This is a genomic window from Burkholderia gladioli, assembly GCF_000959725.1.
In the GTDB taxonomy this organism is placed as follows: domain Bacteria; phylum Pseudomonadota; class Gammaproteobacteria; order Burkholderiales; family Burkholderiaceae; genus Burkholderia; species Burkholderia gladioli.
Window position 1 is genome coordinate 2,755,100 of sequence record NZ_CP009322.1, and the last position, 20,381, is coordinate 2,775,480.

Annotated in this window: 17 protein-coding genes and 1 pseudogene; 13 read left to right on the forward strand and 5 right to left on the reverse strand. The window is 68.9% G+C overall.

Translation table 11 applies throughout. The annotated features are described in order from the left end of the window. Positions 1 to 2: 2 nt before the first annotated feature. The 3 genes and pseudogenes from BM43_RS12070 to BM43_RS12080 all read right to left on the reverse strand — a co-directional run bounded on the left by BM43_RS12070 (position 3) and on the right by BM43_RS12080 (position 2,112). Complete coding sequence (locus BM43_RS12070) at positions 3 to 671, reverse strand: FMN-dependent NADH-azoreductase (protein ID WP_036055429.1); 669 nt, start codon at positions 669 to 671, stop codon at positions 3 to 5. Beyond that, positions 671 to 1,126 carry a GNAT family N-acetyltransferase gene (locus BM43_RS12075; RefSeq protein WP_036055428.1) on the reverse strand — a complete coding sequence of 152 codons (456 nt, stop codon included), beginning with the start codon at positions 1,124 to 1,126 and terminating at the stop codon, positions 671 to 673. Before BM43_RS12075 ends, BM43_RS12070 begins: the two co-directional genes overlap by 1 nt. 69 nt (positions 1,127 to 1,195) lie before the next feature. Beyond that, positions 1,196 to 2,112 (reverse strand): annotated as a pseudogene (locus BM43_RS12080) (LysR family transcriptional regulator). A 435-nt stretch (positions 2,113 to 2,547) separates the two neighbouring features. Here BM43_RS12080 and BM43_RS12085 point away from each other — a divergent pair. After that, complete coding sequence (locus tag BM43_RS12085; protein ID WP_025101618.1) at positions 2,548 to 3,342, forward strand: polysaccharide lyase family 7 protein; 795 nt, start codon at positions 2,548 to 2,550, stop codon at positions 3,340 to 3,342. Between the two features lie 48 nt (positions 3,343 to 3,390). Here the strand turns inward: BM43_RS12085 and BM43_RS12090 are convergent, their stop codons facing one another. After that, a complete protein-coding gene (locus BM43_RS12090) occupies positions 3,391 to 4,512 on the reverse strand; it encodes a hypothetical protein (protein WP_036055427.1) in 1,122 nt (373 codons plus the stop codon). 421 nt (positions 4,513 to 4,933) lie between these two features. Here BM43_RS12090 and BM43_RS12095 point away from each other — a divergent pair, with 421 nt between their 5' ends. From BM43_RS12095 to BM43_RS12145, 12 genes are all read left to right on the forward strand, one after another. After that, positions 4,934 to 5,233 (forward strand): YXWGXW repeat-containing protein, encoded by a 300-nt coding sequence (locus BM43_RS12095; protein WP_036055426.1) that lies wholly within the window; start codon positions 4,934 to 4,936, stop codon positions 5,231 to 5,233. 203 nt (positions 5,234 to 5,436) lie between these two features. Continuing rightward, positions 5,437 to 6,225, forward strand: a complete 789-nt coding sequence (locus BM43_RS12100) for an RNA polymerase sigma factor (RefSeq protein WP_080742240.1) — start codon at positions 5,437 to 5,439, stop codon at positions 6,223 to 6,225. Continuing rightward, positions 6,225 to 6,644 (forward strand): hypothetical protein, encoded by a 420-nt coding sequence (locus BM43_RS12105; protein ID WP_036055425.1) that lies wholly within the window; start codon positions 6,225 to 6,227, stop codon positions 6,642 to 6,644. The genes BM43_RS12100 and BM43_RS12105 overlap by 1 nt, the downstream gene beginning before the upstream one ends. Further along, a complete protein-coding gene (locus BM43_RS12110) occupies positions 6,641 to 7,126 on the forward strand; it encodes a periplasmic heavy metal sensor (RefSeq protein ID WP_013691343.1) in 486 nt (161 codons plus the stop codon). The genes BM43_RS12105 and BM43_RS12110 overlap by 4 nt, the downstream gene beginning before the upstream one ends. Positions 7,127 to 7,670: 544 nt before the next feature. Continuing rightward, positions 7,671 to 10,556 carry a GH92 family glycosyl hydrolase gene (locus BM43_RS12115; protein WP_088555586.1) on the forward strand — a complete coding sequence of 962 codons (2,886 nt, stop codon included), beginning with the start codon at positions 7,671 to 7,673 and terminating at the stop codon, positions 10,554 to 10,556. A 413-nt stretch (positions 10,557 to 10,969) separates the two neighbouring features. After that, the gene (locus tag BM43_RS12120; protein ID WP_036055423.1) at positions 10,970 to 13,180 is read left to right on the forward strand and encodes a glycoside hydrolase family 3 C-terminal domain-containing protein; all 2,211 of its coding nucleotides are present in this window, start codon (positions 10,970 to 10,972) and stop codon (positions 13,178 to 13,180) included. 280 nt (positions 13,181 to 13,460) lie between these two features. After that, on the forward strand, positions 13,461 to 13,790 hold the full coding sequence (locus BM43_RS12125) for an H-NS histone family protein (RefSeq protein ID WP_013691346.1): 330 nt from the start codon (positions 13,461 to 13,463) through the stop codon (positions 13,788 to 13,790). Positions 13,791 to 13,968: 178 nt separating this feature from the next. Further along, entirely contained in the window at positions 13,969 to 15,459 is a 1,491-nt protein-coding gene (locus BM43_RS12130; protein ID WP_036055422.1) for a DUF1800 domain-containing protein, read from the forward strand. Between the two features lie 2 nt (positions 15,460 to 15,461). Continuing rightward, positions 15,462 to 16,613 carry a DUF1501 domain-containing protein gene (locus BM43_RS12135; RefSeq protein WP_036055421.1) on the forward strand — a complete coding sequence of 384 codons (1,152 nt, stop codon included), beginning with the start codon at positions 15,462 to 15,464 and terminating at the stop codon, positions 16,611 to 16,613. Between the two features lie 76 nt (positions 16,614 to 16,689). Beyond that, the gene (locus BM43_RS38720; protein WP_013691349.1) at positions 16,690 to 16,911 is read left to right on the forward strand and encodes a YXWGXW repeat-containing protein; all 222 of its coding nucleotides are present in this window, start codon (positions 16,690 to 16,692) and stop codon (positions 16,909 to 16,911) included. A 117-nt stretch (positions 16,912 to 17,028) separates the two neighbouring features. Then, complete coding sequence (locus BM43_RS12140) at positions 17,029 to 17,661, forward strand: NAD(P)H-binding protein (RefSeq protein ID WP_013691350.1); 633 nt, start codon at positions 17,029 to 17,031, stop codon at positions 17,659 to 17,661. Between the two features lie 276 nt (positions 17,662 to 17,937). After that, the gene (locus BM43_RS12145; RefSeq protein ID WP_036057120.1) at positions 17,938 to 19,494 is read left to right on the forward strand and encodes an FAD-dependent monooxygenase; all 1,557 of its coding nucleotides are present in this window, start codon (positions 17,938 to 17,940) and stop codon (positions 19,492 to 19,494) included. 36 nt (positions 19,495 to 19,530) lie between these two features. On the opposite strand, the gene BM43_RS12150 is transcribed toward BM43_RS12145, so the two are convergent. Further along, complete coding sequence (locus BM43_RS12150; protein ID WP_036055420.1) at positions 19,531 to 20,346, reverse strand: SDR family NAD(P)-dependent oxidoreductase; 816 nt, start codon at positions 20,344 to 20,346, stop codon at positions 19,531 to 19,533. Between the last annotated feature and the right edge of the window lie 35 nt (positions 20,347 to 20,381).

The following is a 20,381-nucleotide window of genomic DNA, read 5'->3' on the forward strand; positions in this document are numbered from 1 at the left end:
GCTCAGGCGTCCGTCGCCTCGCCCAGGCTCGCGGGCCTGGCCGCTTCGGCCGGCGGCGCCGCGCAGAAGGGCACGCAGCGGCGCAGCGCGGCGCGTTCGCGCGCCAGCTCCGCCTGTACCACCGCGTCGCCCATCACCAGCCCTTGCAGCAGGAAGAAACGCAGGTCGTGCAGGCCGATCGAGCCCAGGGCGTAGCGCAGGTAAGGCGTGAGGAAATCGGCCTGCCGTGCATTCGGCCCGCTATGCACGCCGCCCGAACCGACGATCACGAAGCTCGGCCGATCGCGCATCAGGCCGACCTTGCCCTCGGGCGTCGAACGGAACGTGCGGTTGATGCGCAGCACGTAGTCGATCCACAGCTTCAGCGCGGCCGGCACCGTGAAGTTGTGCATCGGCGTGTTGATGAGCAGGCAATCGGTGGCCTCGATCTCGCCGATCAGCGTTTCCGACAGCGCGAAGGCCGCGGAATCGGCGTCGCGCGAAGTGACCGCCTTCGCATAGATGCTGCCGACCGGCGGCAAGGGCGCCGCCACCAGGTCGCGCTCGATCAGCAGGAATTCGCGGCCCGCGGCCGTCTCGCGATAACGCAACACGTCGACCGCCTCGCGCGCGAGCCGATAACCATGGCTGGCCTCGCGATGCGGGCTCGCATTCAGCAGCAGCACGTTCATCAGGCAGCCTCCCCGGCCAGGTTCAACGGTTCGACGAAATGCAGGCCGCGCGCGAGCAGGCCGTTGCGGAAATAGAAGCGCTGCGCGAGCGCCATGTGCAGGCCGGTATCGAGCACCAAACGCGCGCAGCCGCTGTCGCGCGCGATGCCGCGCACGGCATCGAGCAGGCGCGCGCCGACGCGATGGCCCTGCCGCTCGGGATCGACCACCAGGTCGTCGACATAGACGAAACGTCCGTACAGCAGGTTGGTCTGGTGACGATAGCCGGCCAGGCCCAGCAGTCGTTCGCCGTCGAAGGCGGCCAGCAGGCGATAGGTCTCGCCGCGCTGCCGTTCGAGTTGCGCGACGAAGGCATCCGCGTCGGCCAGGTGCGGGCGCAGCACGCGCATCAGCGTGAAGGCCGTGCTCAGTTCGGCCGGCGTGTCGAGATGCCGGAATGCAATATCAGGGCTCATGCGGGCTCCATCGATCAGTCATGCGCCACGATAGCGCCGCGCGCGCGCGCGCCATAGAGCCATGAATCGTCAAGACGACCGGGCCATCGGCGGCGGCGGGCCGGCATCGGGATCGCAGGCGGCCGCCAGCGCACGGTCGATCTCGTCGACGAACTTCTGGATCACCGGGTGCCGGCCATGACGCGGCTTCTGCACGATGCCGAGCTCGCGGTGGAAGGTGCGATCGCCCAGGCCGAAGGCCTTCACGCCGCCCGGCCACAGCCGCTCGTCGACATTGCGCGGCACCAGCGCGAGGCCGGCGCCGCTCGACACGAGCTGGGCGATGCAGTGGAAATCGACCACCTCGATCGCGTCGTCGACGCGAATGCCTCGCGCGCGAGGAACTGGTCGACGAGCTGCCCGGCGAAGGTATGACGCGCGCAGCGAATGAAGGGGGCCTGCCCGATCGCCTCGCGCCACGAATCGGCCTCGATGCGTTCGGGCGCCAGCAGCACGAACGGCTCGAGCGCGATGCGCCGCCATTCGATCGCCTCGGGCAGGGTGAAGTTGGGGCGGCTCATCACGGCCAGGTCGATCTCGCCCGCATCGATCTGGCTGACCAGGGCCAGGCCGCCGCCGGTGACGATCTCCACGCGCCAGGCCGGGAAGGCCTCGCGAAACAGCGTGACCGGCCCCGCGATCAGGCGCCCCTGCGCCGAGGCCACCGCGCCGATGCGCAGCGTGCCGGTGTTCTCGGCCACGCTGGGCTCGCGCAGCAGGCGCGCATGCAGGGCCATCATCTCGGCGGCCAGCCCCAGCGCCTCCTGCCCGGCCTTGGTCAGGTGCGGCGTGCGCCCGGAACGATCGAACAGCGCCACGCCGAGCTGCTCCTCGATGCGCTGGATCTGCGAGCTGACCGCCGACTGCGTGATGCCGATGCGCGCCGCCGCCGCCGAGAAGGTGCCGTGCTTGGCCACCGCCAGGAATGTCTTCAATTCGCGCAGCATCGCCGGGTATCGATTCCGTCCATATGACCCATAGAATTCTATCGTTTTACATTGAATATCGATAGCGGTAGGCTGCGATTCAGATCGGCGGCACGGTTTAACCGGTTGATATACAGGATCGGATTCCGTGAAAACCCCGATTATAAAAATCAGACATTTTCATTAGCCATTCCGGCCGCGCCGCCCGCGTTGCGCGGTGCAGCAAGGCGTTTCGAGAGCCGTGTTCGTGTCGTTCCCCGCAGTTCGCAGCAAGTCGTTCCTTATTTATCGAATCACCCAATAACATCAACTCTGCAAACCGGCATCACGGCGCGCATTGCCAAAAATCGCAATGCGCGCCGATAACAAAATCAAAATACAACAACCATTCCGAAATAGACCATTTTGCCCGCCGCCATTTCAATTCCATCGAAGATGAGCAAAGGAGATACGGAGATGCAAAAGAACATCGTGATCGGCGCGGTACTGGCGCTGGGCGCCAGCCTGGGTTCCGCGTATGCCCTCGCCGCCTCGACCGAGATCCTCGCCGACGACGCGGCCGTCGTCGCGGCGGCCAACCTGAATCCCTCGGTGCCGCCCGGATCGAACTTCAACCTCAAGCCCTGGACCCTGCAGTTGCCGATCGGCGCCTCGGGCAGCGTCACCCAGGTGAACGGCGACAGCCTCGCGGCCGGCTTCACCAACCAGTTCTATTTCTATACGGACAAGTCGGACGGCGCGATGGTGATGATGGACCCGACGCGCGGCTGGACCACCTCGGGCTCGCAGCACCCGCGCACTGAGCTGCGCGAGGCGAAGATCTGGCCGACCTCGGGCACCAACCGGCTCAACGCCACGCTGACCGTGGTGCAGGTGCCGAAGACCACCGCCGTGGCGCAGATCTTCCAGGGCACCGGGCCGAGCAAGCCGCTCTGCGAGTTGCAGGTGACCTCCGCCGGCAAGGTGCAGCTGCTGCTCGAGGACACCAACCAGGGCGGCCAATCGCATACCTACCAGATCGCGACCGTGACGATCGGCCAGTCCTTCACCTACGAGATGAGCCTGTCGGGCACCACGGTGGGCGTGAAGGTGAACGGTACTTCGAAGTCCTTCACGATGGACTCGAGCTTCAACGGCGAGAGCTTCTACTTCAAGGCGGGCAATTACGATCAGTCGGCCACCTCGGGCACGCCGCTGACCACGCCGGGCACGGTGGTGAAGTTCTACGCGCTGACGCTCACGCACAGCTGAGCCATGCCGTGCGCGCCCGGCACGCGCGAGGCGTGACGGGCGCCGGGTTCAGAACGCCGGCACCGGGTTGTGGCCCGAGGACAGCACGTACTTGCCGTCGCGCAGCCGGTAGACGGCGGTCTGGTGGATCAGGCGCAGGCCGCCGTCGTCGCCCGAGGCGATCGTCTCGGCGCCGTCGAAGTGGATCTGCATCTCGCTCGTGCCGTCCTCGGCGGTGACGAGCGAGAGCTTGCCGTCGACCTCGAAGCAGGCCGGCGGCGAACCCGCATCGTTCGACACCACCACGTCGGTTTCGCTGGCGGCCGTGCCGTGCGCCGGGCTCGCCGCCTTCAGCGTGGCCTCGCAATCGCCGCTCGCGCCGAGGTTGTTGCCGTCCACCGGCACCGTGCTCGCGTAGGTCGCGATGCGGCCCGGCGCGACGCCGTAAACCGAAGCCCAGGTCCCGCAGAAACCCTGCCAGCATCCGCCGCCCGTGACGATCAGGCCGAACTCGCCGGCGCCGATCCGCGTCACGCTGGTGTCACCCAGGGAGCCGGCCACGCCGAGATAGTCGACGCCGTCCACGCGCTTGTCCAGCATCCAGCCCGAGGCATCGCGCCGGAAGAAATAGGCGCCGAGCCAGGCGCCGGCCGCGTAGCCGTCGTCGCGCACGCCGGTGTCGTCGATGCCCACGCCTTCGGTCAGCATCACCGCATGCGTGTCGTCGAGCCGGATCACCTCGCGCGGCGTGATCTCGATGCGGCTCGCTACCGTCTTCGTCGACGCGCTGCCGGCGGTACGCCGGATCCGTCCCGAATCGTCGCGCTCGGGCAGCGGGACCTCGACCGCCTGCGCGGCGGGATCGCTGCCTTCATGCCAGTTGGGGAATACCACGCGCATCAGGTCGCCGCGCTTGAGGCCCTGCGAGAACGAGGCCGTGGTGCCCGACGAATCCGAAGCGGCCAGCGCGCCCGAAGCGAGCGCGGCGGCCGAAGCCGGCATCGAAGCCGCGGCCGGCACGGCCGACGACGCACTCGATGCGCCCGAGGCAGCCGCCTGGTTCGCGTCGTGCCGGTTGCAGGCGCCCAGCAGCAGCGAGGCCGCGCCGAGCAGCGCATACGAAGCCGCGCGCCGCGCCGCCGCGGCCCAGGCCGCCAGGCGAGCCGGACGCGAAACGGCCCGCGGCGGCATGGCCGGCGTGGACGCAAACGGGCGGTTCGGGCGAGTCGGGCAAGCGGCGATCATGGGCGGGGCAGATGGGTGGACAGGTCGAGGCAAGGCGCTTCGAGGCGCCGCTGGGAGGGCTCGCACAGCGCGCGGATGTTACCAGATATTTCGGACCGGTCCGACCAATAGGCGGCTCGCTTGCGCGCTGGCGAGGCCGCCGCGGATCGTCCCGAAACGCTTGCGCATCAAGGCTTTACGCGACGGCGGCAGCGCGTCGTCACGGGGCCGCCGCGCATGCCGGCCACCGGCTCGGCGCGCCATTTCCCGACGATTTCGCGCCGGCGCCGAACGCTCGCGTCCAACCGCAGCGACGGATTTTCCTCGCCGCCCCGTTTAACCCTGGACGGCGCGAATCTGCGCCTCGCAACCCAGGGAGAAAAACCAAATGGCACGTCTGTTCCATCCGGCGCGCCTCGCCGCCGCCCTCTGTCTCACGCTCGCCACCAGCGCCTTCGCGCAGGCCGTGATCGTCGCGCCGATCGCCCCGCCGCCGCCGCGCGTCGAGGTGGTGCCGGCCCCGCGCACCGGCTACGTCTGGGATCACGGCCGCTGGCGCTGGGATCACGGCGGCTATGTCTGGGTGCCGGGCCACTGGCAACCGGTACGCGTCGGCTATCACTGGGTGCCCGGCCACTGGGTCGCGCACGGCCCGAACTGGCACTGGGTGCCGGGCCATTGGGCCTGAGCGTCCCTGCCCATCCAATCGCCAGGGAGTCCTAGCCAATGAAACTGCTCGTCGTTCTCGCGCTCGCCGCCAGCCTGCTGTCCGCCTGCGTGGTGGTGCCCGCGCGGCCGGTCCATGTGCGCCCGGCCGCCGTCGTCGTATATTGATCGCGCGTGCCGCGCGCGGCCCCTTCGCCGGGGCCGGCGCGGTGCCGCCCGTTCGTCATGAGCGGACCCGCCGTCACGATGCCCGCGCTGCCGCGCCCGCCCCGCCGCCCGTCGCCTTCGCCGGCCGCGCGCGGCGCGGCCGATGCGACGCGTGCCGCGCCGACGCGGTCCGAACCTGTCGCCGTCCTGCAGGGAGTCGATGCCCTTGAAGCCATTCCGGCGTGCCCCGCGGCGCGCCCTTCCGCCGCCGCGGCCACGCGAACGGCCGCCGAACCGGGAGCGCGCGACGTGAGCGAACGCGATCCCGACGCGGAACTCGTCGAGCGGGTCGGCCGGCGCGATCCCGGCGCCGCGCGCGCGCTGGTGGCGCGCAAGCTGCCGCGCCTGCTCGCGCTCGCCACGCGCCTGCTGGGCGACCGCATGGAAGCCGAGGACGTGGCGCAGGAAGCCTTCATCCGGATCTGGAAACAGGCGCCGCGCTGGAAGTCCGGCGAGGCGCGCTTCGATACCTGGCTGCACCGCGTGGCGCTCAACCTTTGTTATGACCGGCTGCGCGGACGTCGCGAGGAGCCGGCCGAGGAACTGCCCGAGCAGATGGACCCGCAACCGCTCGGCGAGCAACGGCTCGAGGCGCTCGAGCGCGACGCGCGCGTGCGCCGGGCGCTGGACGCGCTGCCGGCCCGGCAGCGGGAAGCGCTCGTGCTCCATTACTATCAGGAATTGTCGAACATCGAGGCGGCCGGCCTGATGGGCATCACGGTGGACGCGCTGGAGAGCCTGCTCTCGCGCGCCCGGCGCAATCTGCGCGCGCAACTGGCCGGCGACGGCCGCAGCGAGGAAATCTGATGACACCCGAACGATTCCGCAACATCGTCGAGGCCTATGGCGCGGACCCGCGCCGCTGGCCCGACGCCGAACGCGACGCCGCGCGCGACTGGGCGGCCGCCCATCGCGAGCAGGCCGGCGCGCTGCTGGCCGAGGCCGCCGAGCTCGACGGCTGGCTCGGCGCCCATGCCGTCGCGCCGGCCAGCCACGCGCTGGTGGAGCGGATCCTCGCCACCGCGCCCGCCGCGCGCCGGCCCTGGACGCGCGGCCGGCTGTGGTGGTCGGGCGCGGCGGTGCTCGGCATCGGCGCGGCCGGCGCCCTGGCCGGTGCCTTCGCCACCTCGGCCGCGCTGCTGTCGAGCGTGCCGTCATATGTACACGAGAGCACCTACCTGACCACCACCTTCGGCGGCTCGCCCGACGACTGGAGCGGCGAATGAACGGCCGCACCGGAACCATCGTACTGGTCGTCTCGGTGGTACTGAACGTGTTCCTGCTCGGCGCGATCGCCGGCGGCGCCTATCAATGGTTCTCCCGCCATCATGCCGGCGGCGCGCCCGCCGCCAGGACCGCGCTGCGCTTCGCCGCCGAGGGCCTGCCGCCGGAGCGGCAGCAGCAATTCGCCGAGGCGCTGAAGGCAGCCCGACGCGACGGCCGCGTCTATGTGCGCGAGGCCCGCGAGGGCCGCCGCGACGTGCTCGACCTGCTGGCCATGCCCCAGCTCGATCGCTCGGCCGTGGACGAGGCGCTCGCGCGCACGCGCGATGCCGACCTGCGCCTGCGCGCCCAGGTGGAGAGCAACGTGGTCGATTTCGCCGAAACGCTGTCGCCCGACGAACGCCAGCGTTTCGTCGACGGCTTGCGGCACAGCGGGCAATGGCGCTCGGGAGCGGCACGCGCGCCGATCCCGCCGCGTCAGTGACGTGAAGGTAAGGGATGCGCGGCGCGGCACGCCGCGCATCCCGTGCGAAGCCTCTTCGCCCGGCTGCCGACAATCCCGCCTCGACGGACCGTTCCGTCCTCCCACCTGGCCCGATGTGCATGCGCAGCAGCACGCTCGTGCCGTCGCGCGAATCCCTCCTCTCCGCCCTGTGACCATCACGCGAATCGCGCGCCAATTACCCGCGTTCTGATGCGATCGCGATGGCTCGCGCCACGCGTTTTTCCCTCCATCGATTCCACGGCTCTCACGATGCGGTGCCGCAAATTTCGCAGTGTTTTTCCGCGTCCCAGGCATTGAGCACCACGGCGCCGCGTTTCGTCACGTTGCGCATCGTTTAGTAAATCTAAGAAAAATATTACAACTGTGTTTATTCGATTGACGGCGGATTCGTCCGAATCCTAGTCTTACGACGCAGCAAGACAGTAAGACCGTGTAACGAAGCAGGAGTCGCGACGAGCCGGCGGTTCGATCGTTCGAATCGTCGATACGCAAGAAGCAAAGAAGAATGGAGAGAGAGACGATCATGAATCGATTCACGACGCTCGCAGCCACACTGGCCGTGGCCTGCGCAGTGAGCGCGTGTGGGGGAGACGACGGCGGCAGCGGTGGCGCCGCCTCGATACTGGCGGCGCGTCCGTCAGCCTCCGCGGCCGACACGACCAACCTCGACGACAACCGCAGCCTGTCCCTGACCCAGTACGTCGATCCGCTGATCGGCACGCTGGCCAGCAATTCGCCGAACCCCGTGCCGGCCGGGCAGGCCGGCAGTGTCGAGCCGGCCGCCGGCCTGCCTTCGGGCATGGTGCAGTGGGCGCCCGACACCAACACCACGCCGGCGCCGAACGACAGCAAGGAGCCGGGCTCGCCGGCCGGCTACTACTACGACATCAACTCGATCCAGGGCTTCAGCGTGACGCACATGCCGGGTGCCGGCTGCGGCGGCAACAACGGCGAATTCCCGGTGATGCCCACCACCGACTTCACCCAGCTGGTACCCACCTTCAGTCATGCGAACGAAACGGCCAAGCCGGGCTACTACTCGGTGCTGCTCGATTCGCAGATCAAGGTGGAGCTGACCGCCACCCTGCGCACCGGCTTCGGCCAGTTCACCTACCCGGCCGGCAAGCCCGCGCTGCTGGTGCTGGACGCCACGCGCACCAACACCAAGACCTCCACCACCGGCTCGATCACGCAGGTGTCCGACAGCGTGATCTCGGGCAGCACGGTGGGCGGCGGCTTCTGCGGCAACTCGGTGCCGGTGCCGGTCTACTTCTATGCGGCCTTCGACCGGCCCTTCACCTCGGCCGCGATCTCGCACGGCGTGGCCCAGCTCGGCTTCCGCTCGGGCCTGACGGTGAAGATGAAGATCGGCATCTCCTACGTCAGCGTCGCCAACGCGAAGGCCAACCTCGACGCGGAAAATCGCGGCTGGGACTTCGACGGTGTGCGCACGCAGGCCGACAGCACCTGGAACGACCGCCTCAACGCGATCCGCGTGGCGGGCGGCACCGCCGACGCGAAGAAGAAGTTCTACACGGCGCTCTATCACGCGCTGTGGGCGCCCAGCATCTTCAGCGACGTGAACGGCCAGTACATCGGCTTCGACAATACCGTGCACCAGGTCGCCAAGGGCCAGCAGGCACAGTATTCGTCGTTCTCGGGCTGGGACATCTACCGCTCGCTGATCCAATTGAAGTCGATCCTCGACCCGTCGGAAACCAGCGACATGATCCAGTCGCTCGTCAACGACGCGGACCAGTGCGGCGCGATCCCGCATTGGGTCAACGACAACGTCGAGGACGGCGTGATGCCGGGCGATGCCGGTTCGCTGATCGTCTCCAGCGCCTATGCCTTCGGCGCGCGGCGCTTCGATACGCAATCGGCCCTGCAGCACATGGTGAAGATGGCGAACATCCCCGGCACCGCCTGCAACAACGTCACCACCAACGGCGGCCGCGCCAGCTACCTGCAGACCGGCTACATCACCAGCGGCGAGTGGGGGCAGGCTTCGTCGACGCTCGAATACTCGAGCAGCGACTTCGCGATCTCGCGCTTCGCCGGCGAACTGGGCGACACCGCCACGCAGCGCATGCTGCTGGGCCGCTCGGCCTACTGGCAGAACCTGCTCAACACCTCGCTCACGCCGCCGCTGATCGCGGGCCGCCAGTCGAACGGCGCCTGGATCCCGGAAACGCCGAGCAGCGGCGACAACTACGTGGAGGGCAATGCCGAGCAGTACACCTGGATGGTGCCGTACAACGCGGCGGGCCTGTTCGCGCAGCTCGGCGGCAACAGCACGGTGACGTCCCGGCTCGACCAGTTCTTCACGGTGCTCAACGCCGGCCTGAGCCTGCCCAATTTCTACATGGGCAACGAGCCGACCTTCGAGGTGCCCTGGCTCTATAACTGGGCGGCGCAGCCTTCGGGCACGCAGCGCGTGGTGCAGCAGATCATGGCCACCGCGTTCGGCACCGGCCCCGACGGCCTGCCGGGCAACGACGACCTCGGCGCCGTGTCGGGCTGGTATGTGTGGGGGGCGCTCGGCCTGTACCCGCAGATCCCGGGCGTGGCGGGCCTGGCGATCGGCAGCCCGCAGTTCCCGCAGATCGACGTGCGGCTCGGCAACGGCCGCACCTGGCGGATCCGCGCGGCGGGCGCGCCGAACTCGAGCTACGTGCGTTCGCTGTCGATCGACGGCCGTGCCCACGACACCGCCTGGGTCGCCTACGACGACATCGCCAACGGCGCCACCCTGCACTTCTCGATGGGCAGCTCGCCCTCGCAATGGGGCAGCCAGAAGCAGCCGCCGTCGTTTGGCGTGCCGGTGGCGATCAACGCGGCCGACAGCTACAACAACCGCGGCTTCAGCGCGGACGGCGCGACCAACAGCGACGGCCAGGGCGCGGACTTCGACGGCAGCCTGTTCAGCTACTCGCTCAATGCGCTGGCGGCGGCGGGCGTGCAGCCGGGCAAGCCGTTCGCGGTGGCCGGCGCCAGCGTGGCGGTGGCGGGCGGCCCGCTCACGCTCGACAACACCGTCACCGTCGGGCAGACCGTGATGCTGCCGCCGGGCTCGGTGGGCACCGGCGTGGTGGTGCTCGGCTCGGCCAACAACGGCCCGAGCAACGGCACAGCGCAGCTGAACTTCGCGGACGGCTCGAGCCAGGCGGTCACGCTGAGCTTCGACGACTGGACCCTGAACGGCGGCGGCGCGAGCCCCCGCTCGACGGTGGCCGTCACGATGGCCTATCGCAACTCGGCCAGCGGCCAGCAGGACAACGTGAAGACCTACATCTTCGCGCAGAAGATTCCGGTGCCGCTGGGCAAGGTGGTGACCAGCATCACGCTGCCGCGCCAGGTCAGCGCCGGCAAGATGCACGTGTTCGGGATCGGCATGACGAACTCGTGATGACGGCATGACCCGGCAAGGCCCCGCATCGTCGATGGCGATGCGGGGCCTTCTCACCTCCCCCTCCGCGAAACTTTCCCCTCCGCGCATATCCCGCGCCCCGCCTTGTTTTTCGGCACTTCTTACACTTCTTTTTCGATACCTCTCGGGAAGCTTTTCCGCTCGAAAAAGAGACGACATCGGTACCACGAAGAAAGATCCGAGGATTGAGGGAAAACACCGATGCTGTAGTCGGACTACATTCCTACTATCGAAGCCGGTGGAGGTTTCCTACATCACACTGGCCACGTCGATTCTCCACTCCGTCGCGACGGTGCGCACCGTCGCGGCACACGCGGACCGCGTTCCGCGTTGCATCCGTTGTCGCTTCCTGCATCAGAGACACCCAACCAGAACCAAACGGAGAGAGAGACATGCAGGTCAGACTCTGGTCGGCCGCCGCCGTGGCGGCGTTCGCGTTCGCCGGTGCCCATGCGGCCGGCGCCCCCGACATCATCAACTTCCCGCCCACGCCGTCGAGCCTCGACGTGGTCGGTTCGATCGCCGCGCAAATCCGGGCCGACGCGCTCCTGCGCAAGATGACGCTCGATGAAAAACTGCAGCTGATTCATTCGCAGTACGAGATGAGCGCGGTGCCCGGCGGCGGCGCCGGTTATATCCAGGGCGTGCCGCGCCTGGGCATCCCCGACCTGAACATGGCCGATTCCTCGACCGGCTCGGGCAGCACCTCGCAACCCAGCACCACCTTCCCGGCCACCATCGCGGTGGCCGCCAGCTGGGACCGCCAGCTCTCCAATGCCTATGGCCGGCAGGTCGCGCAGCAGTTGCGCGCGCAAGGATTCGGCATGGGCCTGGGCGGCGGCACCAACCTCGCGCGCGAGCCGCGCGGCGGGCGCCTGTTCGAGTATCTCGGCGAGGATCCGCAGCTCGCCGGCGACCTGCTGGCCGAGCGCACCGACGGCACGCAGCGCGAAAAAGTGATCGCAACCATCAAGCATTACGCCGGCAACGAGCAGGAACACGGCCGGCAGGGCGGCAACACGCAGATCGACGAGCGCACGCTGCGCGAGATCTACCTGCTGCCCTTCGAGATCGCCGCCAAGCGCGCGCGTCCCGGCAGCGTGATGTGCTCGTACAACCGCCTGAACGGCGACTACGCCTGCGAGAACACCTACCTGCTGTCCACCGTGCTGAAGAACGACTGGGGCTTCGAAGGCCAGGTCCAGTCCGACTGGGGCGCGGCGCACAGCACGGCGAAGTCGATCAACGCCGGGCTCGACGAGGAAGAGGACGTCGGCGCCACCGTCTACCTGACGCCGGCCGCCGTCAAGCAGGCGATCGCGAACGGCTCGGTGTCCACCGTGCGGCTCGACGACATGGTGCGGCGCAAGCTCTACACCATGATCCGGCTCGGTCTGGTCGATCATCCCGCCAAGAGCGGCACGGTCGATTTCGCGGCCGGCAACGCCTTCGCGCAGAAGGCCGCCGAGCAGTCGATGGTGCTGCTGAAGAACGAGGGCAACCAGTTGCCGCTGGTCGCCTCGGCGCTCAAGCGGATCGCCGTGATCGGCGGCCATGCCGACGCGGCGGTACTCTCGGGCGGCGGCTCGGGCAACACGCGCGACCCGGTGACGGGCTCGTTCGCCGGCTGCGGCGGCCTGCAGTTCGGCAGCTCGACGGGCTGCGGCTGGTGGCACAACCCCTGGCTCAAGCTCGATACGCCGATCGTCGCCGCGATCCAGCAGCTCGCGCCGGGCGCGCAGGTCAGCTTCGCCGGCAACAGCGACCAGCAACAACCGTTCCGCGCCTACACGCAGCAGGAGATCGACTCGGCCGCGGCGCTCGCCAAGCAGTCCGACGTGGCGATCGTGGTGGTCGCGCAGCCGGCCGGCGAGGACTTCGGCGACCTGCAGAGCCTTTCGCTCGCCAATCCGTCGAACCAGGATGCGCTGGTCTCGGCGGTGGCGGCCGCCAACCCGCGCACGGTGGTGGTGGTCGAGAGCGGCAACCCGGTGCTGATGCCGTGGAAGGACAATGTCTCGGCGATCGTCGAGGCCTGGTTCCCGGGCGACGGCGGCGGCAAGGCGATCGCCAACCTGCTGTTCGGCCAGGTCAATCCGTCCGGCAAGCTGCCGGTGACCTTCCCGGCGCGCGACCAGGACACGCCGACCTGGGGCAGCAACGGCAGCTTCGATCCGAATCCCGTCTACAGCGAGAAGCTCGACATGGGCTATCGCTGGTATGACGCGAAGAACATCGACCCGATGTTCGAATTCGGCTTCGGGCTCTCGTACACGCAATTCGCGTACTCGGGCCTGTCGGTGCTGCGCCTGCCGGGCAACCTGCTCGACGTGAGCTTCACGGTCCGCAACAGCGGCCGCGTGGCCGGCGCCGAGATTCCGCAGGTCTACCTGGGCGTGCCGTACAAGGACGAGCCGCCGCGCCGCCTGGTCGGCTGGGACAAGGTTCGCCTGAATCCGGGCGAGTCGCGCCGCGTCAATGTGATCGTCACGCCGCGCATGCAGAGCGTGTGGGACGAGGCGCAGGGCAAGTGGCGCTATGTGCCGGGCAGCAGCGTGTATGTGGGCGCGTCGTCACGCGATATCCGACTGCAACAGCGCTGATCGGACGCACCGGGCGGCGGCGGGCGACGCCGTCCGGGCCTCGAAATACCGGCGGGGCGGGCCTTCTGGCCCGCCCCGCGGTTTTTTATCGGCGCATTCACCGCGCTGCTCGGGAATTCGTGTCACGCAACGGCTCATCCCGCCGGGTGCAATAAATCCCTTGCTTCGGGTAATCGCATGTAATTAAATGCCTCGAATGAATCAGGCAGATTGCCGGTATATGTGAAAATGTGCCCCGAGCCTAGTAATATGGCGCCCTATCGACACTCGCCCACCCACAATGAGCAATAACCTCAACGTTCTCGAAGAGCAGCTGCGTGAACTCGACCGCCAGATCGCCGAGGCCAAGACCGAAGGCAAGCGTGGCCTGCTTTCGACTCTCAAGGATCAGGTAGAGCAATACGGCATTACCGAAGACGAATTGCTGCGTGCGGCCGGTTTCCGCGAGCCGGCGAAAATGCGTCGCGCCGCGCCCGCCAAATACTACGACCCGTCCTCGGGTAATTCGTGGTCGGGCCGCGGCCCGCGCCCGAAGTGGCTGCAAGGCAAGGAACTCGACGATTACCTGATCGACCGCGCGCCGAAACCCTGGTGGCCGGGCGAGGACTGATCGCCGGGCCCGCGGCGCGCGAGCTGCCCACGCCGGCGCCCTGCTGGCCATCGCGCGTCGGCCGTTGATGTAGACCGGGTGGTCTCCCACAGGCCGCCCGAAAAAATTTTCACCCGACGCGACGGATTTCGCGGCGTGCTCCGTTTAACGGAGACCATCCACGCCGGCAGGACTCCGTATGAACGTTCCGCCCCGCTTCACCGCCGCCGCGATCGCGCTGAACCGCTTCGGCCTCGGCGCGCGCGCCGACGACAGCGCCCCCGCCGATCCGCAAGCCTGGCTGCTCGACCAGTTCGCGCGTTATGAAGCGCGCCCGGCGGCCTGGGCCGAGACGCCAGGCGCGGTCGCGCTGGCGACACGCTTCGGCGAGCAGCGCAACGAATTTCGCGCCGCCAGTGCCGCCGAGGCCGCTTCCATGCCGCCCGCGCCATCACCGGCCGCCAGGCTAGCGGCGGCCTCGTCGGCCACACCCGGCGCGACGCAAAACCCCGCGCAGGCAGCACGCCAGGCCCTCAACCAGATGATTCGCCGCGAGGGCGTGGCGGTCTATCGCGATGCCGTCGATGCGCGCGTCGAGAGCGCGCTGAGCACGCCGACGCCCTTCGTCGAACGGCTGGTGCACTTCTGGGCCAATCATTTCGCGGTGTCGGTGGACAAGGGGCAGGTGGCCGGGCTGGCCGGCGCCTTCGAGCTGGAGGCGATCCGCCCGCACGTGCTCGGCCGTTTCGAGGACCTGCTGGTGGCGGCCGAGCAGCATCCCGCCATGCAGCTGTTCCTGGACCAGACGCGCTCGGTCGGCCCCGACAGCCGCGCCGCCATGCGCGCCGACGCGCGCGACCCGGCCCACAAGCGCGGACTCAACGAAAACCTCGCGCGCGAGATCATGGAACTGCACACGCTCGGCGTGCGCAGCGGCTACACCCAGGCCGACGTCACCGAATTCGCGCGCGCGCTGACCGGCTGGAGCGTGGCCGGCGTGCGCGGCCCGCAGCCCAACGACGCGCCGCCGGGCAGCTTCGTGTTCCGCCCGGCGCTGCACGAGCCCGGCACGCGCACCGTGCTCGGCCGCCGCTACGATCAGGATGGCGAAGCACAGGCGCTCGCGATCCTCGGCGACCTCGCCCGCGCGCCCGCCACGGGGCGCCACCTGGCCTTCCAACTGGCCCGTCATTTCGTTGCCGACGATCCGCCCGCCGCGCTGACCGAGCGGCTCGCGCAAGCCTTCGAGCGCAGCGGCGGCGACCTGCCGACCGTCTATCGCGCGCTGGTCGAGGCGCCCGAGGCCTGGTCGCCGCGCGCCGCCAAGTTCAAGACGCCCTGGGACTGGACGCTCTCCTCGCTGCGCGGGCTCGGCTGGACCTCGCTCGACGGCCTCAAGGCCGCCCCGCTGCTGACCCAGCTCGGCCAACCCGTGTGGCGCCCCGGCTCGCCCGCCGGCTACGACGATATCGCCGCGAGCTGGGCCGCGCCCGACGCGCTGGTGCGCCGCGTCGAGGTCGCGCAGCGCCTGGCCGCGCGCACCGGCGATCGCGTCGACGCGCGCCAGCTCGGCAACACGCTGTTCGACGGCACGCTGGGCGAAACCACCGCCACCGCCGTGTCGCGCGCCGAAAGTTCCACCACCGCGCTGGCGCTGCTGCTCGTCTCGCCCGACTTCCAACGGAGGTAAACATGCTGCCTTCCCGCCGCCGATTCCTCGGCACCGTCGCCGCCGGTGCCGGCACCCTGCTGATCGCGCCGCGGCTCGCGTTCGCCAACGTCGCCAGCGATCGCCGCTTCGTGTTCGTGATCCAGCGCGGCGCGGCCGACGGACTCAATATCCTGGCGCCCTACGCCGAGCCCGACTACGCCCGGCTGCGCGGCGAGCTCGCGATCGACCCCGCCAAGGCCACGCGCCTGGACGGCAGCTTCGCGCTGCATCCCTCGCTGGTGCAGACGGCGCGGATGTATCAGGGCGGCCAGGCGCTGTTCGTCCACGCGATTGCCTCGCCCTATCGCGACCGCTCGCATTTCGACGGCCAGAACGTGCTGGAGACGGGCGGCCTGTCGCCCTACCAGGTCAAGGACGGCTGGCTGAACCGGCTCGTTGCGATGCTGCCGACCACGCGCGAGAACGCGATCGCGCTGGCGCCCACCGTGCCCGCCGCGCTGCGCGGGCCGGCCCGCGTGACCTCCTATGCTCCCTCGGGCCTGCCCGGCGCGCCGGACGATCTGCTCACGCGTGTCTCCGCGCTCTACGAGCAGGACGCGCAGCTCGGGCCTTTATGGACCTCGGCGATGCAGGCACGCGGCCTGGCGCACGACGCCGGCGCGCGGCAGGACCCGGCCAGCGTCGGCAAGCTGGCGGCGAGCTTCCTCGCGCGCGACGACGGCCCGCGCATCGCCATGATCGAGACCGGCGGCTGGGACACGCACAGCGCGCAGAACGCGCGCCTCGCCAACGTGCTGAAGGGGCTGGACGCGATGCTGGCCTCGCTGCGCGACGGGCTGGGCCCGGTCTGGAACGACACCACCGTGCTGGTGGCCACCGAGTTCGGCCGCACCGCCGCCGCCAACGGCACCGGCGGCACCGATCACGGCCAGGGCTCGGTGGCGATGCTGCTCGGCGGCGCCGTGGCCGGCGGCCGCGTGATCGCCGACTGGCCCGGCCTGCGCCAGGCCGATCTCTACGAAGGCCGCGACCTCAAGCCGACCGCCTCGCTCGACGCGCTGATCGCCGGCGCCGCCGCCGAGACGCTGCGCCTCGATCCGCAACGCGCCACCGCGGCGCTGTTCGAGCGCCCGGCCGCGAGCCGACCGATGACGGGCCTGGTTCACGCCTGAAGCGCCCACTCCGTGCCGGCCGGCAAGCCGGCGTTTCAAGAACAGATTCGATAACAGTCCCGGGAGGACATGCATCATGACGATCCGATCCAAAACCGTCGCCGCCTTCACCGCCAGCCTGTGCGCGGCCCTGCTTTCGGCCTGCGTGGTCGAGCCCGTTCGGCCGCCCCAGCCGGAACCGCGCGTGGAGGTGATACCGGCCGCGCCGGCGCCCGGTTATCACTGGGTGAAGGGGCATTACCGCTGGGAAGGCAATCACTGGGAATGGGTCCCGGGACATTGGAAGGCCGTTTACTGATCGCCTGGTCGTTCACGCTTCATGGAGAAACGGCGACGCGCCTCGGGGGCGTCGCCGTTTTATTGAGCGATACTGATCGCCACCGGCGCGAACGCTGGCTTGAAAGGAGACGGGAAGATGAAGCTGTTGCTGCTGGGTGCCACCGGCCTGGTGGGAAGCCGGGCCTTGAAGCTCGCGCTCGATAGCCGCGCGTTCTCCCAAGTCGTCGCCCCGACGCGAACGCCGCTGCCGCCCAACGCAAAACTGCTGAACCCGGTCGTGGCCCGCCTCGACGACTGGGTGCCGGCGCTGGCATCGCAGCAGTTCGATGCCGTCGTCTGCGCGCTGGGCACCACCCAGGCCAAGGCCGGCTCGAATGCCGCCTTCATTCATGTGGACTACCAACTGCCGCTGGTCTTCGCCAAGGCCGCGCATGCCGCGGGCGTCCCGGCCTTCGCGATCGTCACGGCGATGGGCGCGTCGGCGAGCTCCCGATTCTTCTATCCGAGAACCAAGGGCGAGGTGGAACGCGATATCCAGGCGATCGGCTTTCGCTCGCTGACGATCTGCCGGCCCAGCCTGATCGACGGGCCGCGCAACGAGAGCCGGCAAGCGGAAGGCGCGGCGCTGAAGCTGGTCCGACTCCTGGCGCCCGTGCTGCCGAGGAAATGGCGCGTGAATCCCGCCGATTCCATCGCCGCCGCGTTGCTCGACGCGGTGCTCGCCGCGCAACCGGGTTGCCGCTGGATCCATTCGCGGGACATGAACTGAAGAACTGAAATTCCGGCGCCATCGCTTCGGCTCCCTGACTATCGCGCGCCGGCAGGCCATTGCGCCGCGCCCGCCACGATGATATAAAGCCGTGTCGGAAAAGGCAGACTTGGTTTGGTAAGCCCAAGTCCTTTCGGTAACGAAAGCTCTGGTCTTTGGCCTCGTGCATGAGATCCCCGCGACGAACATGGAACGCCGTCCAGGCTTCCTCCCGTTCGTCCGTGTGGCGCTCAGCCTGAGAAACGCTCCGGTCGAACCTCGACAATGGAGCCGTTCATGCACGATCACCCCCTCGATTCTCATGATGTCGTCATCGCGGGCGCGGGCCCCGTCGGGCTGTTTCTCGCCTGCGAACTGCGCCTGTTCAAGCTTTCCGTGCTGGTGCTGGAGCGCGCGCGAGCCCCGCAAGCGCCGCTGAAACGCCTGCCGTTCGGGCTGCGCGGCCTGTCGGTCGCCACGCTCGAAGCCTTCCATCGGCGAGGCCTGCTAGACGAGCTGCTGGCCGCGCAACAGGCGCGCGACGCGTCGGACAAGCCCGCCCCGGCTCCGCATTGGGCCGGCAAGTCGCACCAGCCCGGCGGCCACTTCGCCGGCATCCAGTTCCATCACGACGCGATCGACGGCTCGCGCTGGCCGTATCGGCTGCCGAGCCCGGCCGGCGAAGGCATGGCCGTCGAACTGGAGATGCTGGAGACCGTGCTGGCTCGGCGGGCCGTCGCGATGGGCGCCGAGATCCGGCGCGGCCACGAAGTCGATCGCCTGCTCGCCGGCAAGGACAGCGTGAGCGTTCGCGCTGGCGGCGAGAGTTTTCGCGGGCGCTGGCTGGTCGGTTGCGATGGCGGGCGCAGCACGGTTCGCAAGCTGGCCGGCATCGCCTTCGCCGGCACCGATCCCGAGTTCACCGGCTATTCGGTCGAAGCGGAGCTGCGCGATCCCCGAGCGCTGCGCCCCGGGCGGCATTACACGCCCCATGGCATGTACACCTTCACGCCGCCCGGCACCATCGCGATGGTGGACTTCGACGGCGGCGCTTGCCATCGAGGCCAACCGATCACGCTCGAGCATGCGCAAACCGTGCTGCGCCGCGTATCGGGTATCGACGTCGAACTGACTCGCCTGCTGCTCGCCAGCACCTGGACCGATCGCGCCTACCAGGCACGCACGTATCGCCAGGGGCGCGTTCTGCTTGCCGGCGATGCCGCGCATATTCACTCGCCGCTGGGCGGGCAGGGACTCAATCTCGGCATCGGCGATGCGATGAACCTGGCGTGGAAGCTGGCCTCGACGATGCGCGGCGGCACACCCGAAGCGATGCTCGATAGCTATCAAGCGGAGCGGCATCCGGTGGGCGCAGGCATTCTCGACTGGTCGCGCGCGCAGGTGGCCTTGATGCGGCCGACGGCAAGCACGCGCGCCCTGGCGGCCATCATGCGCGACCTGGCGGCGACGGATGACGGCGCCGCGTACCTTGCCGAGCGCGTATGGGGTTTATCGTTGCGCTACCCGCTTGGCGATGGACACCCCTTGATGGGATGCAGCCTGCCGGAGTTCGAACTGGGCGACGGGACGCTGGCCGGTAGCCTGCTGCGCGACGGCAAGGGCTTGTTCCTCGATTTCGAGCGCGATCCGCAACGGCTGGCCGAGGTGCGTCGCTGGCAAGGGCGCGTGGCCTGTGTCGCGAGCGAAGCGAGGGATTCGCTGGGGCTGCGCGCGGTACTGGTACGGCCTGACGGGTTCGTTGCATGGGCAACCGACTCGCCGTCGGACGCAGCGGGACTTTCACAATCCCTCGGCCAGTGGTTCGGCGAGCCAGGCGATACAGACGACCTGTGAACGCCATGGCTGCCCGGCACGGAAGCCACGGCAAGCTCACAAGCCAGGCGACAAGCCGCCATCGATACGCAGGTTGACGCCGGTGATATAGCTCGCCAGCGGGCTCGCGAGGAAGGCGACGGCATTCGCGATCTCCTCCAGGCTGCCGACGCGGCCCACCGGCACCTGCGCGAACATCGGCAGCACGGCCCGCTCGACCTCCTCCCAAGGCGCGTCGCGGCCAGCCACGCCGCGCTCCGCGGCGACCTCGCGAAAACGCCGATCGAGACTCGCGCTGTGTATCGTGCCCGGCGATACCGCGTTGACGGTGATCCCGTGCGCCGCCACCGCCTTGGCCATCGACACCGTCATCGTGTTCATTGCCGCCTTGCAGGCCGAATAATCGGGCGCGGTGGCGGGCGGCATGATGGCCGCGAGACTCGAGATATTGATCACGCGGCCCCATCGCGAGCGCTGCATGCCGGGCAGCAGACGCGTCGTGACGCGAACGGCGGCCAGCACGTTGCGATCATAGGCGGATGCCCAGGAATCGGGCCTCGTCTCCGCCCAAGTTTCCTTCGCGCCGCCCGATCCGCCCGCGTTGTTGACCACGATATCGATCGATCCCGCGAGCCTTCGCGCATCGTCGACCAGGCGCTCGACCTCGGCCTCGCGCGTCAGGTCGCCGAGCACGACATGGGCGCGCCCGCCTCGCCGGACGATGTCGTCGGCCACCGCGCCGGCCTGGGCCGCGTCACGGCCATGCACCACCACCAGCGCGCCTTCCTGCGCGAGCTTCCTGGCGATCGCCTCGCCGATTCCCTTGCTGCTCCCGGTCACCAGGGCACGCTTTCCCTGCAGTTGCAAATCCATTGCGCCTCGCTCATTCTGGATTGTCGAATGTCGTC

Bases quoted from the DNA above. Each gene is read 5' to 3' on its own strand.
- BM43_RS12070 (WP_036055429.1), bottom strand. From the start codon at position 671: ATGAACGTGCTGCTGCTGAATGCGAGCCCGCATCGCGAGGCCAGCCAT.
- BM43_RS12075 (WP_036055428.1), bottom strand. From the start codon at position 1,126: ATGAGCCCTGATATTGCATTCCGGCATCTCGACACGCCGGCCGAACTG.
- BM43_RS12085 (WP_025101618.1), top strand. From the start codon at position 2,548: ATGCAAAAGAACATCGTGATCGGCGCGGTACTGGCGCTGGGCGCCAGC.
- BM43_RS12090 (WP_036055427.1), bottom strand. From the start codon at position 4,512: ATGCCGCCGCGGGCCGTTTCGCGTCCGGCTCGCCTGGCGGCCTGGGCC.
- BM43_RS12095 (WP_036055426.1), top strand. From the start codon at position 4,934: ATGGCACGTCTGTTCCATCCGGCGCGCCTCGCCGCCGCCCTCTGTCTC.
- BM43_RS12100 (WP_080742240.1), top strand. From the start codon at position 5,437: ATGAGCGGACCCGCCGTCACGATGCCCGCGCTGCCGCGCCCGCCCCGC.
- BM43_RS12105 (WP_036055425.1), top strand. From the start codon at position 6,225: ATGACACCCGAACGATTCCGCAACATCGTCGAGGCCTATGGCGCGGAC.
- BM43_RS12110 (WP_013691343.1), top strand. From the start codon at position 6,641: ATGAACGGCCGCACCGGAACCATCGTACTGGTCGTCTCGGTGGTACTG.
- BM43_RS12115 (WP_088555586.1), top strand. From the start codon at position 7,671: ATGAATCGATTCACGACGCTCGCAGCCACACTGGCCGTGGCCTGCGCA.
- BM43_RS12120 (WP_036055423.1), top strand. From the start codon at position 10,970: ATGCAGGTCAGACTCTGGTCGGCCGCCGCCGTGGCGGCGTTCGCGTTC.
- BM43_RS12125 (WP_013691346.1), top strand. From the start codon at position 13,461: ATGAGCAATAACCTCAACGTTCTCGAAGAGCAGCTGCGTGAACTCGAC.
- BM43_RS12130 (WP_036055422.1), top strand. From the start codon at position 13,969: ATGAACGTTCCGCCCCGCTTCACCGCCGCCGCGATCGCGCTGAACCGC.
- BM43_RS12135 (WP_036055421.1), top strand. From the start codon at position 15,462: ATGCTGCCTTCCCGCCGCCGATTCCTCGGCACCGTCGCCGCCGGTGCC.
- BM43_RS38720 (WP_013691349.1), top strand. From the start codon at position 16,690: ATGACGATCCGATCCAAAACCGTCGCCGCCTTCACCGCCAGCCTGTGC.
- BM43_RS12140 (WP_013691350.1), top strand. From the start codon at position 17,029: ATGAAGCTGTTGCTGCTGGGTGCCACCGGCCTGGTGGGAAGCCGGGCC.
- BM43_RS12145 (WP_036057120.1), top strand. From the start codon at position 17,938: ATGCACGATCACCCCCTCGATTCTCATGATGTCGTCATCGCGGGCGCG.
- BM43_RS12150 (WP_036055420.1), bottom strand. From the start codon at position 20,346: ATGGATTTGCAACTGCAGGGAAAGCGTGCCCTGGTGACCGGGAGCAGC.